General features: G+C 42.1%; 13 protein-coding genes and 1 riboswitch. Of the genes, 11 read left to right on the top strand and 2 right to left on the bottom strand.

Annotated elements, in window-relative coordinates; genetic code table 11:
- Window positions 1–463 precede the first annotated feature (463 nt).
- Window positions 464–1,018, bottom strand: a complete 555-nt coding sequence (gene ampD, locus ACO5E4_RS00845; protein ID WP_485861741.1) for a 1,6-anhydro-N-acetylmuramyl-L-alanine amidase AmpD — start codon at window positions 1,016–1,018, stop codon at window positions 464–466.
- A 126-nt stretch (window positions 1,019–1,144) separates the two neighbouring features.
- Here ampD and ACO5E4_RS00840 point away from each other — a divergent pair, with 126 nt between their 5' ends.
- The 11 genes from ACO5E4_RS00840 (at window position 1,145) to ACO5E4_RS00790 (ending at window position 11,332) form a co-directional block, all read left to right on the top strand.
- A complete protein-coding gene (locus ACO5E4_RS00840; protein ID WP_485861740.1) occupies window positions 1,145–1,597 on the top strand; it encodes a pilin in 453 nt (150 codons plus the stop codon).
- A gap of 28 nt (window positions 1,598–1,625) precedes the next feature.
- Complete coding sequence (locus tag ACO5E4_RS00835) at window positions 1,626–3,035, top strand: GspE/PulE family protein (RefSeq protein ID WP_485861739.1); 1,410 nt, start codon at window positions 1,626–1,628, stop codon at window positions 3,033–3,035.
- Window positions 3,028–4,251: a type II secretion system F family protein gene (locus ACO5E4_RS00830; RefSeq protein WP_485861738.1), complete on the top strand. Its 1,224-nt coding sequence runs from the start codon at window positions 3,028–3,030 to the stop codon at window positions 4,249–4,251. Before ACO5E4_RS00835 ends, ACO5E4_RS00830 begins: the two co-directional genes overlap by 8 nt.
- Window positions 4,248–4,940 carry a prepilin peptidase gene (locus ACO5E4_RS00825; RefSeq protein ID WP_485861737.1) on the top strand — a complete coding sequence of 231 codons (693 nt, stop codon included), beginning with the start codon at window positions 4,248–4,250 and terminating at the stop codon, window positions 4,938–4,940. The genes ACO5E4_RS00830 and ACO5E4_RS00825 overlap by 4 nt, the downstream gene beginning before the upstream one ends.
- Before the next feature lie 49 nt (window positions 4,941–4,989).
- A complete protein-coding gene (coaE, locus tag ACO5E4_RS00820; protein WP_485861736.1) occupies window positions 4,990–5,613 on the top strand; it encodes a dephospho-CoA kinase in 624 nt (207 codons plus the stop codon).
- Window positions 5,603–5,818, top strand: a complete 216-nt coding sequence (gene yacG / locus ACO5E4_RS00815) for a DNA gyrase inhibitor YacG (protein WP_314816327.1) — start codon at window positions 5,603–5,605, stop codon at window positions 5,816–5,818. The genes coaE and yacG overlap by 11 nt, the downstream gene beginning before the upstream one ends.
- Window positions 5,815–6,087, top strand: a complete 273-nt coding sequence (locus ACO5E4_RS00810) for a GNAT family N-acetyltransferase (protein WP_454904981.1) — start codon at window positions 5,815–5,817, stop codon at window positions 6,085–6,087. Before yacG ends, ACO5E4_RS00810 begins: the two co-directional genes overlap by 4 nt.
- 141 nt (window positions 6,088–6,228) lie before the next feature.
- A riboswitch (glycine riboswitch) is annotated at window positions 6,229–6,358 on the top strand.
- 106 nt (window positions 6,359–6,464) lie between these two features.
- Window positions 6,465–7,844: an alanine/glycine:cation symporter family protein gene (locus ACO5E4_RS00805; RefSeq protein ID WP_485861735.1), complete on the top strand. Its 1,380-nt coding sequence runs from the start codon at window positions 6,465–6,467 to the stop codon at window positions 7,842–7,844.
- Between the two features lie 230 nt (window positions 7,845–8,074).
- Window positions 8,075–8,398: a ribosome-associated translation inhibitor RaiA gene (raiA, locus tag ACO5E4_RS00800; protein WP_006719151.1), complete on the top strand. Its 324-nt coding sequence runs from the start codon at window positions 8,075–8,077 to the stop codon at window positions 8,396–8,398.
- Between the two features lie 559 nt (window positions 8,399–8,957).
- The gene (locus ACO5E4_RS00795) at window positions 8,958–9,521 is read left to right on the top strand and encodes a DUF5358 domain-containing protein (protein ID WP_485861734.1); all 564 of its coding nucleotides are present in this window, start codon (window positions 8,958–8,960) and stop codon (window positions 9,519–9,521) included.
- Between the two features lie 146 nt (window positions 9,522–9,667).
- A complete protein-coding gene (locus ACO5E4_RS00790; protein WP_485861733.1) occupies window positions 9,668–11,332 on the top strand; it encodes a bifunctional metallophosphatase/5'-nucleotidase in 1,665 nt (554 codons plus the stop codon).
- Window positions 11,333–11,426: 94 nt separating this feature from the next.
- Here ACO5E4_RS00790 and mnmE read toward each other — a convergent pair whose 3' ends face one another.
- Window positions 11,427–12,782, bottom strand: a complete 1,356-nt coding sequence (gene mnmE / locus ACO5E4_RS00785) for a tRNA uridine-5-carboxymethylaminomethyl(34) synthesis GTPase MnmE (RefSeq protein WP_485861732.1) — start codon at window positions 12,780–12,782, stop codon at window positions 11,427–11,429.
- Between the last annotated feature and the right edge of the window lie 194 nt (window positions 12,783–12,976).

Raw genomic sequence — 12,976 nt, 5'->3', positions numbered from 1 at the left:
ATACGTCGAATTTTTATGTTATTCTTGAGCGGAATTTTTGATGATGTGGATAACCCTGTGAATAGCGAGCTAAAAACAGGAAATAATCTGTCATTTCTTTTTCTACCCTCCAATTCTTTCCCTGTTTCTCGCTTACTTGTTTAAATTTTTCTCACAAATTTTCACTGATTTATACCTCATCCGTTTTTTGCGATTTTTTCAACAATTTATGTTGGACAAATGAGCACGTTTTCGTTTTTCAATTTCTGTTTTACACTTTTTCATCCTCTTGTGAGTTATTCAGTATTTCTGTGGATAAAATTGTGTTTCAACCACAGAATAACTAGAAATAACCTGAAAAATTTCAATTTAGCAAATAATCAAAAGAAAATTTATCCTTATTTATCAATACAATAATAAAAAAGAAACGGCATTTTCCTGTTAATGAAAAATGCCGCCTTGTGCTGTCTATTTATTGTTCAATTTAAATATTCTGTAAATACCGCTGCCAATCGAAATATTGTCCCGGGTCAATTTTCCGCCCCGGCGACACATCGCAATGCCCCACAATACGCTCTTTGGTAATATGCGGATATGTCCGCATAATTTCCCTCGTAAGTGCTTGTAATGCCAAATATTGTGCATCAGTAAACGGCTGTTCGTTACTTCCTTCCAACTCAATGCCAATAGCAAAATCATTGCATTTATCCCGCCCGTCAAAACAAGATAAACCTGCATGCCAAGCACGATCACCAAAATTCACATATTGAGTAACCCGTCCTGTACGCTCAATTAAACAATGGGCTGACACCCGTAACGGACTGATTTCTTGAAAATAAGGATGTGCCTGTGGGTCTAATTTTCCTTGAAAAAAATCATCAATATAACCGCCGCCAAATTGCTCCGGTGGCAAACTGATATAATGGATAATCAACAAGGAAATCTCCTTTGGCTCAGGGCGTTGATCAAAATGCGGTGACAACACTCTCCTTTCGTTGACTAACCATCCGTCTTTAATTTGTAACTGTTTTTCCATCATAAGATTTTTATTTTGCGATCAAGATCCCAGAAAAGTGCGGTGTAATTTCACGCTATTTTTCCACTAAGCCAAAATACTCCTGCTTCAAATCAACCTTATTATTTTTCATTGAACAAGGTATTTTTTATGAAAATTCAATCCGTTTTTATCTCACTGAAATCCATTAAAAAAGGGTTTACGTTAATCGAATTAATGATTGTGATTGCGATCGTCGCGATTCTCGCCACTGTCGCGGTGCCATCTTATCAAAATTACACCAAAAAAGCGGCTATTTCCGAATTGTTACAGGCTTCTGCTCCGCTTCGCGCCGAAGTGGAACTGTGCATTTATAACACCGGCAAAACCGACAACTGCAGCGGAGGACAAAATGGCATTCAAGCCGATGTTACCGATGCCACAAAACAAAAATACGTAAAATCCACGGCGGTAAAAAGTGGCGCTATCACTGTAACCGGGAAAAGCAGTCTCGAAAATATTAGCTACACCCTCAGTGCCTCCGGCACCGCTGCCACGGGGGTAAGTTGGACGGCTTCCTGCGGTAATAATGCAGAGATTTTCCCCGCTGGCTTTTGCTCTTAAGTGCTAATCCAATAGGGCGGTAAAGGGGATGCAACATCCGATGGAACGGCATTATTCGGTCATCAATCAACAGGGCGAAGAATTTTGTATTACGCCTGAGCTTTGGCTTAGAAATCAGCAACAACAAACCGCCCTCTTACGTTATTTGGCATTACCGTTAAAAGAAGATGCCCAAACGCTGTGGTTGGGATTAGATTCGTTAACCAATCTTGCCGCTTGTGAAACCTTTTCCTTTCTCAGTGGAAAGCACATTGAGCCGGTGTTATTGCCTAACCATGTACTCAAAAACGCACTACAGGATTTAACAAAATCTGAAAAAGTCGAGGAAAATCAACCGCTCTTTTATTCAACTGAACTACAAGAACAGCCTGATACCCAGCAAATTGATGAGCCGATCATTCAACAACTCAATCAGATTTTTGAAAACGCTACCCAGAAAAAAGCATCCGATATTCATTTGGAACCGCAAGCCGAAGGATTACAAGTGCGTTTTCGTATTGATGGCGTATTGCAAGTACAAGAACAAATCTCGCGTTCTTTGGCAAACCGCTTAATTTCCCGTCTGAAATTATTGGCGAAATTGGATATTAGCGAGACACGTTTACCGCAAGACGGTCGCTTTCAGTTTAAAACCACCTTTTCCGATATTTTAGATTTTCGTCTCTCGACCCTTGCAACCCAATTTGGCGAAAAAGCTGTGTTGCGTTTACAGCAAAATCGACCCGTTCAGTTGGAATTTAGTGAACTGGGCATGAATGAATCACAGCAACAACTTTTCCGTCATGTATTAAGCCAACCCCAAGGGTTGATTTTAGTAACCGGCCCGACCGGTAGCGGCAAAAGTATTTCTTTGTATACGGCATTACAGTATTTAAATACACCGGAAAAACACATTATGACGGCAGAGGATCCCATTGAAATTCAGTTGCCAGGCATTATTCAAACTCAAGTAAATAATCCTATTGGCTTGGATTTCAGCCGTCTCCTTCGCACCTTCTTACGCCAAGATCCCGACATCATTATGCTAGGTGAAATTCGTGATGAAGAAAGTGCCGCCATGGCACTACGCGCCGCACAAACAGGACACTTAGTCCTTTCTACCTTACACACCAATGATGCTCCTTCCGCCATTTCTCGCTTGCAACAGTTGGGTATTCAGCGCCATGAAATCGACAGCAGTTTGCTGCTCGTCATTGCGCAACGGTTGGTGCGTAAACGTTGCCTAAAGTGCGGTGGAAATCCTGCGTATTTTTGTGACTGTCATCAAGGCTACAAAGGACGTATCGGGGTATATCAATTTCTACAGCCTCAATCACATCATCCACAAGGCTATGCGGTGGATTTCGATGATTTACGTCAAAGCGCCTTAGAAAAAATCAAAAACGGCATAACTGATCTGGCTGAAATTCAACGGGTATTAGGACAAACACATGACTAAATTAAAACTGTTTCGCTGGCGAGCCATCAATCGGTTACAACAAAAACAAAAGGGACTAATCGTAGCAGAAAGCGATGCAAAGGCACGGCAGCGCTTAATGGCGCGAGGTTTGCAAAGCATTACATTGCAACAAAACTGGCAACTGAGCAATAAACCGAAAAATGCCGAGATCTGCGCCTTACTTTCACAGCTCGCGACATTATTACAAGCCGCGGTCCCCTTAAAACATAGTTTGCAAATTCTATTGCAAAACTGCACAAATATCGCACTGAATCAATGGCTCCGTCTCTTATTACGAGACATTGAAAGGGGTTTAGCCTTTTCTCAAGCCTTAGAACAGCAAGGGTTATACCTTACCTATCAAGAACGCCAACTTATTCAAGTAGGTGAAATGACCGGCAAACTTGCTGAGGTTTGTCATGAAATAGCTCAACATAAACAACAAACTCTGGCGTTGCAGCGTAAAATACAAAAAATCCTGCTTTACCCTGTATTGGTGCTTGGTATTTCGTTAATCTTGACTATCCTTTTATTGTTATTCATCGTGCCACAGTTTACCGCAATGTATGACAACAACAGAGCCCAACTCCCCGCCTTTACACAACTTCTGCTTACACTGTCCCAAGGGTTACAAAATTATTGGTTGGCTCTACTCATCGTTGTTGTACTCACCAGCATATTGATTCGTTTTCGATTAAAACAGTCCCCTTGGTTTCATCGACAAAAAACGCGCCTGATCAATAGTATTCCGTTGCTTAATCACATCATTCAGCTTTCCCGTTTAGTGAGTTTCAGCCACAGTTTATTTCTGATGTTACAAGCAGGCATTCCACTAAATCAGGCACTTCAATCTTTCCTGCCGAAACAACAAAGTTGGCAAACCAAACCTCAATTACAAGGTGATTTAGTATTAATTGCAGAGGTGCAATCAGCACTCCATTGGATTCAACAAGGCTATCCGTTTTCTGCCAGCGTGAGTGGACAAATTTTCCCCCCTGCAGCGCAACAAATGCTACAAGTAGGAGAACAAAGCGGACAATTACCCAAGATGCTGCAATTTATCGCCAACGATCATCAACAACAGTTAGATCATCAAATTGATCTCCTGTCACAAATGCTGGAGCCTTTATTAATGGTCATTATCGGCGGGCTTATCGGTTTAATTATGCTCGGCATGTACCTACCGATTTTCAACATGGGTTCGCTAGTACAATGATGTGGCTATTCTTTCTGCTTGCTGGTGTTGTCTGTGGCAGGTTGGTACACAATTATGTGGTACATTTTGCCCACAAATTAAGCCATGAGGTTTACAGCACATACATTGAAATTTACCCGGAAAATCCACCGCACTTTATGCCGGAAAAATCCGTTCTCAAGCCACTCCAAAGACAAGCTTCCGCACTGGCTTACGGCATTCTGTTCGCACTGTTGTTTTTACTTTGCTATGCCACCAATGACGAGCCATCAAAGGGACTTTGCCTTGCGCTTTATATCACCATTTTGAGCGCAATTTCTTTGGTGGATTGGCACTATCGCCTGATCTCGCCCACATTGTGCCAAGCCTTACTTGCCCTCGGCTTAGGAGTGGCATATTGGCAAATCGGAGCATTATCCCTTGAACAGGGCCTACAAAGTGCGGCCCTCTTTGGAGGCGTTTTTTATGCTATCTATCATGCTGCCAAAGGGTACTACCGACAAGAAGCGTTAGGACGAGGCGACTACTGGCTGGCTCTCGGGTTAGGGGCTTTTCTGCCGGCACAGCAACTCCCCGTCTTTTTATTCCTCGCCTGCCTTTTCGGCTTAACCTACGCGACCTACGCCAAATATCGAAATCGTACACTCAACGTAGTACCATTCGGTCCATTTCTCTCTCTTTCTGGGCTCGTCTGTTTATTGCTTAATTGAACACATGAACGTATGATCGCGCCACTGTTGATGATACAAAGGACATAATATGACATATGTGGTTGGGCTAACGGGGGGGATCGGTAGTGGTAAAAGTACCATTGCCGAATTATTTGCAGAGCTTGGCGTACCGATCGTTGATGCCGATCTCGTTGCTCGCCAAGTGGTAGAAAAAGGCTCACCGTTATTGGCAGAAATCGCAGCTCATTTCGGACCGGAAATTTTGCTTGAAGACGGCACGCTCAATCGCGCAGCCCTGCGAGAAAAGATCTTTGCCAATGAAATGCAGAAACACTGGCTGAATCAATTATTGCACCCCGCCATTCGTCATGAAATGTTACGACAACTCGCCGCACAACAAGCGCCTTATTGCATTTTCATGGTACCGTTATTAATTGAAAATAATTTGACCGCACTTTGTCAGCGAATCTTAGTCATTGATGTGTTAGAGCACACCCAAGTAGAACGTGCCGGCCAACGGGATAACAATCAAGTTGAGCAGATTAAACGCATTATGCAATCTCAGGTGAGCCGCCAAGAACGTTTAAAATATGCCGATGATGTCATTAACAATAACGAAGACCTTATTGCCGGCCTGCCTCAACTTAAACAAAAAGTGCTAGACTTACACCACCTCTATTTACAACTCGCGGAGAAATTCAATGAGCGATGATATTTTTACGGTTCCTTGTCCTATTTGCCATAAGCAGGTTGAATGGTCGGAACAAAGTCCTTACCGCCCTTTTTGTAGCAAACGTTGCCAACTCATTGATTTAGGTGAATGGGCGGCGGAAGAAAAAGCAATTCCATGCGAAACGGCCGATTTTGCAGCTAGCGGACTATTAAATGAAGACAATGACTGGGTAAACCACTCATGAAAATTCAGCACGAGAAAAATGCCGAGCAAGGAACATTTTTTGTGTTAGACGAAAGACAACAACGTGTTGCCAAGCTCACTTATTTTTTCATTGACGACCACACCATCAACGCCAATCACACTTATGTGTCGGAAACATTACGTGGGCAAGGCGTTGCAGACAAGTTATATCAAGCCTTAATCACGTTTATTCGCGAAAATCAGCTCAAATTGGTGCCCACATGCAGTTATATTGCAAAAAAATGGCAACGCAACCAACGGCATGATTGAGATCTTAAAATTATATTGCTAGAATTTACCGCACTTTATGTACAAGCATAAATTGTTCGGACGAAGGTAGCTGGAGAGCGGGGAATCGACCCCACGCCGACGAGGTAAAATCTTTCAGGCGCGATGGCAGGGACTGTTACTGGACGAACCCTTGGAGAGATCCAAGGTACTTTTAAGTTCTACTTGAAAGTACTCATGGACGCCGAAGGCGCAAAGAAGCGGAATATTTTCCGCTTTTCAAACGCTCAGGCAAAAGGACAGGGGCAGAAGATTTCGGTTAATATAACATACTCAATTTATTGAGTTATTTCCTATTTTATCTATCCGTAAAATTCTTTCCGCCTCCTTGTAATCAGGTTATTTACGAGGAATCATCAATGACATTTGAAAATATTTTATCTTTAATAGACTCCTTTATATGGGGTCCGCCTCTACTCATTTTATTATCCGGTACCGGATTATACTTAACCCTTCGCTTAGGCTTTATTCAAATCGTTCAATTGCCTCGTGCCTTACGCTATTTGTTTAAACGCGATTCCGGCTTACAACAAAAAGGGGATGTTTCTTCTTTTGCCGCCCTGTGTACCGCACTTGCCGCCACCATCGGTACAGGAAACATCGTGGGTGTTGCAACAGCAGTACAAGCCGGTGGTCCTGGCGCCATCTTCTGGATGTGGTTAGTCGCATTGCTTGGCATGGCGACCAAATATGCAGAATGTTTATTAGCCGTTAAATATCGTGTACGTGATAAAAACGGTTTTATGGCTGGCGGTCCGATGTATTACATTGAACGCGGTCTTGGTTTAGGATGGCTAGCAAAACTCTTTGCCCTATTTGGGGTACTGGTTGCGTTCTTTGGTATCGGCACGTTTCCACAAATCAACGCTATCACTCATGCGATGCAAGATACTTTTAGCATTCCTGTCAGTATCACCGCGGCTATCATCACTCTGTTAGTAGGCTTAATTATTCTTGGTGGAGTAAAACGTATCGCGTTGGTGTCATCCTACATCGTGCCGTTTATGGCAGTCTTTTATGTTGCGACATCCATCATTATCATTCTGTTAAATTTAGAGAAAATTCCGACCGCACTTCAGTTAATCATTCACAGTGCATTCAATCCGGAAGCCGCATTGGGCGGTGCATTAGGTTTTACCGTGATGAAAGCCATCCAATCCGGTGTAGCTCGCGGGATTTTTTCCAATGAATCCGGTTTAGGGAGTGCTCCGATTGCTGCGGCTGCCGCACAAACCAAAGAGCCGGTACGCCAAGGTCTGATTTCCATGACCGGTACATTCTTAGATACGATTATCGTCTGTACTATGACGGGTATTGTTTTAGTCCTAACCGGTGCGTGGCAAACGACAGGCATGGAAGGTGCTGTCGTGACCAACTATGCATTCTCTCAAGGTTTAGGTTCTTCTATTGGCGCAACGATTGTCACCATTGGGCTCCTGTTTTTCGCCTTTACGACCATTCTTGGCTGGTGCTATTACGGTGAACGTTGCTTTGTTTATTTGGTGGGAATCCGAGGTATTAAACTCTACCGTATCGCATTTATCGCATTAGTCGGCTGTGGCGCGTTTATTCATTTAAATCTCATTTGGATTTTAGCGGATATCGTCAATGGCTTAATGGCGATTCCAAACTTAATTGCCTTAATCAGCTTGCGCAAAGTGGTCATTGAAGAAACGAAAGACTATTTTTCACGCCTCAATGCCAATCAGTTTGATCAAGACGAAATGACCCAACAATAAAAAAGAAAGCGGATATTAAATATAATATCCGCTTTCTTTAACTTGCCCATCATAGCAACTTCTCTCCCCAAAAAAAGCATCTTTTCCCAATTTTCAGACCTGGATCATATTTTTAAACTTTTCTTTTTAAACAACCTAAAAAGCGCTTGAAAATTAAAGGCAAGGTTACTATGTTGTAACTAAGGATTTCAACCGGGTCTCAGACCCCATTCACATAAGAGGTAAATGCTATGACATTAAATATTACCAGTAAACAAATGGATATCACCCCTGCAATCCGTGCTCATGTTGAAGAACGACTTGTCAAACTGAATAAATGGCATACCCAACTGATCAATCCTCATTTTATTTTAAACAAAACGCCTAAAGGCTTTTCCGTTGATGCCTCTATCGGCACTCCATTTGGCAACCTCATTGCCAGCGCTGAGGCGGAAGATATGTATAAAGCCATCAACGACGTTGAAGAGAAACTTGAGAAACAGCTTAATAAATTACAACACAAAGGCGAAGCCCGTCGCGCTGATGAACGTTTGAAAGATTCGTTTAACGAATAAAAAAACACCCGTAAAAATGACCGCACTTTTAAAAGAGTGCGGTTTTTTTATTATCAATAGTTGAATTTTAGGAGAAAAATGAAAATCTTAAAATTTACTACGCTTGCCTGCGCAATCATGACATTAATCGCCTTCGGTCATGCCGATACCCAGGAAAAATAGCAATATGAAAAAGCACAACAAGGAAGCAAAAGCCTTGGAGAAATTTATCAACAAGAATTCAGAGGGTACATGCTGATTCCTGTGATGTATTTACATAATAGAAAATCAATAAATGCAAGTAACGAACAAGACCTTTGTGGAAAATCCCCTTCCTCTATCAACTAAAGTGACGATAAATAGCCTAACACCAACGCTGCTAAAAAAGGTCGTATGATTGAACAGGTAATTTGCTGATAGTTTTTCCTCTTATAAAAGTGCGGTGGAGCCTCCAACATAATTTATGCTGAAAACCCACCGCACTTTTTACCTTCCACAAAACAAATCATTTCTAAATGACACGCTTATTGCTAGAATAGCCAACGTTTTTTGTAATGTATCAAGCTATAAAGGTTTAACCATGTTAAAGAAATTTATTTTTTCGGGCGTCATTTTATTCCTTACCGGTTGCTCATTATTTGGCACCAAGCAGGACCCAATTCCCGGCGAATATGCCGGCGCAGATTATTTGTTATCCGATGATAATGCACAACGTTGGGTATTCGCCAGCAAACAAGCGGAACAATGTATCTATCCAAATTTAACCCGTATTTTGCAACAGCACTTTCCAAAAGAAGATGCTTACATTCATTCACAATATATTTTCTTCTACCCGTTAGAAAACATCATTGGCGAGAAATATGTAAAAATTATTCAAGACGATGAAAAATCCATGAATTACGCCACTTATCAATATAAGAAATTTAGACAGGATAAAGTGGAAGAGATGGATAAAGCACAATGTGAGATATTAAGAAAAAATGCCGCCGATGATTTAGAAGTGGTAAAAGGCCAATATAAAAATGGCATGATCGAAGTTCAGAAAAATCCTGATGGCACTACAAAATCAGCTGACGGCGTGGCGACTAACCAAAATAAATTCTTCTTCGATATCATCAAATGGGGCTCCGCTCTGTTGCTCTAATCAAAATAAACGAAATCAAAAAACGCACTTAATTTCTTGTTAAGTGCGTTTTTTCATTTTCTGCCAGCATCCTGCTGAATCCATATTGCTTGTGGTATTTGAACCGTTATAATTCGTCGCAGATTTATCATTTACAAGGAAATCACATGAAAAAACTTATCTGTTCCCTATTCGCACTTTCTGCCCTTAGCACTGCTGTGGCGCAAGAAGTGAATATCAAAATTTTAGGTACCTCCGATGTACACGGTCGTATTGTTCCGTGGAGCTATGGTGCAGACGTAGAAGATCGTTCCGGTTCTTACGCTCAAATTGCGACTTATGTTAATGAAGTACGCAAAAACAATAAAAATGTCGTACTGGTTGATGTGGGTGACGCCATTCAAGACAACCAAGTGGATGTCTTCGCCAAAGAAGAAAAATATTACAAAGATCATCCGGTAGCGAAAGTCTTAAACGCGATGAACTACGATATTTTCGTATTAGGTAATCATGAATTTAACTTCGGCATGAAGGCGTTAGATGAAATCTTAAAAGACATCCAAGCGCAAAAATTAACCGCAAACTTCTACTATGCCAAAGATGGTAAGCGCTACATCGAACCGACCACCATCATTGAAAAAGACGGTGTGAAACTTGGCATTATCGGTCTCACGACACCAATGTCTGCCAAATTTGAGGAAGACACCGGTAACTTAAAAGACATGAAATTCACCTCACCAACCGAAGAAGCTAAAGCACAAGTCGCCGCATTAAAAGCGAAAGGTGTGGATGTCATCATTGCCGTAAGCCACATGGGTATCGACAATGAAAACAACATTCCGGATACCGGCATGCGTGATGTGATTAACACAGTGGATGGTATCGATGTAGTGATCGCAGGTCATATGCACAAAAATGTACCAAGTGAAACCATCAAAGACACCTTGATCACCGAACCGCACCGCTACGGCACTGTGGTTTCCGAGGTGGATTTAACGTTTGATATCAACGATAAAAAAGAAGTGAAATTACTTAAAAAAGAAGCCAAAACCGTACCGGTTAAAGATCTGGCTTCCGATGAAAAAATCGTGGAAATCTACAAGCCCTATCACGAGAAATTACGTGAATTGAATAACGTAGTAATCGGTCAAGCGGAAAATGAAATGGTACCGCAAGGTAAAAAACACGGTGTGGCCATTGCTTTTGCTCAAGACACCGGCCTTTCTTCTTTTATCCACGATGTTGAACGCTATTACAGCAATGCAGATGTTGTTTCTTTCTCTTTCGACCACCAAAATGCCCGTATGGACAAAGGCGATATCAAGAAAAAAGACATTATCTTCAACTATCGTTACGCCGGCGGTGATGTGACTGTTTATGAAATGACAGGTAAACAACTGAAACAATATATGGAATGGTCGGCGAATTATTTCGACACCGTTCAAGCTGGTGATGTTGACTATCGCTACAACGCAGAACGCAAGAAATCCAAATACATCACTTACGATCTTTTTGGCGGTGTGAAATATAAAATTAATTTACGCAAACCAAGCGGACAAAAAATCGTCGATTTAACGCTTGCGAATGGCAAACCGATCACCGATGACATGAAATTAAAAGTCGGTATGAACTCTTATCGTTTCAACCAACTGCACGGTAAAGGTGGCATTCTTGAAGGACAGGAAATTCCTGTTGTGTGGGAGTCAAAAGTAGCAATGGGACGTGAAAAAGGTACCATTCAAAACATGATGATAGATTACATCCAAAACGTGAAGAAAGGTAAAATCGAAGGTCTTTCTCACCACAACTGGGAAATTATTGGCTTAGAATAATGCCTTCTAAACCCTAAAAAACCAAAATACCGATGGAAAACCATCGGTATTTTTATACCTGAAAAACACGGTCAAAACCGACCGCACTTTGCCTCTATTTCCCGATACAAAACGAACTAAAAATATTCGTGAGCAAATCATCAGAGGTAAACTGGCCGGTAATTTCACTTAAGGCATCTTGCACCATACGCAACTCTTCCGCCAACAATTCACCGGCATGGAATTGGGTTAATTGAATGTGTCCTGTCTGTAAGTGTTGTGCTGCCTGTTCTAAGGCTTCCAAGTGGCGACGGCGTGCTAAGAAGCCCCCTTCGATACCCGTTTGATACCCCATCGCTTGTTTTAAATGCTCACGCAATAAATCCACGCCTTGCTGAGTTTTTGCGGACAAATTGACGACCGTATAACCGTCTTGCTCATATAAGCGTTCCGTTTCACCGGTTAAATCCGCTTTGTTGCGAATAAGGGTAACCGGAATAGTGTTCGGTAATTTTGCCAGAAATTCCGACCGCACTTTTATTAAATCTTGTTCGGCATCGCTGCTGTCCAGCATCAATAAAATCCGATCTGCCTGTTCAATTTCACTCCATGCACGCGAAATACCAATGCGCTCCACCTCATCTGTCGCATCACGTAAGCCTGCAGTATCAATAATATGTAATGGCATGCCATCTAAGTGGATATGCTCGCGCAATACATCACGTGTAGTGCCGGCAATGTCTGTGACAATGGCCGCTTCACGTCCGGCAAGGGCATTCAACAAACTGGACTTACCTGCATTCGGACGGCCTGCAATGACCACTTTCATCCCTTCACGCAAAATAGAACCTTGTTTCGCTTCAGCACGAACCTGCTCCAACTGCGCAATAATGCCATTCAAATGTCCTTCAATTTTACCATCGGCAAGAAAATCGATTTCTTCATCCGGAAAATCAATCGCCGCCTCGACATAAGTACGCAAATAAATAACGGAATCCACAAGCTGATTCACTTTATTGGAAAACTCGCCTTGCAACGATTTGAGTGCTGAACGTGCGGCCTGTTCGGAGCAGGCATCAATTAAATCGGCAATCGCTTCCGCTTGGGCTAAATCCAATTTATCGTTCAAAAATGCCTGCTCAGAAAACTCGCCCGGACGCGCCAGCCGAATGCCATCAATAAGCAAAATCCGTTTTAGCAATAAATCTAATACGACCTGTCCCCCATGCCCCTGAAGTTCAAGCACGTCTTCACCGGTAAAGGAATTTGGCCCTTTAAAATACAATGCAATCCCTTGATCTAACACGGTGCCATCAGCATCTTTAAAGGGCAAATAATCTGCTATACGTGGTTTTGGGCATTTTCCTAATACCGCATGTGCCACATCAGCGGCCTTTGGACCTGATACACGTAAAATGCCAATACCACCACGCCCTGGCGCAGTGGCTTGAGCTACGATTGTTTCTTTCATAAGTCTGCTCTCAAAACGTTTAATTTTTTCTTTATAAGGTCGCTTGTTTCCGCTAATTGGGTCGTTGACAGAACCAACCGTCAAAAAGCGTTGCGTTTTGTAACCGCACTTTATGATGCAAAAGTGCGGTCATTTTTTCATGCATTTTTTTAACTAAAATAAAAGGCACAATGCGTGCCTTTTAATTCTCTAGA

This window comes from Aggregatibacter sp. (assembly GCF_057314075.1).
This window is presented reverse-complemented; position numbering and strand designations above follow the sequence as displayed.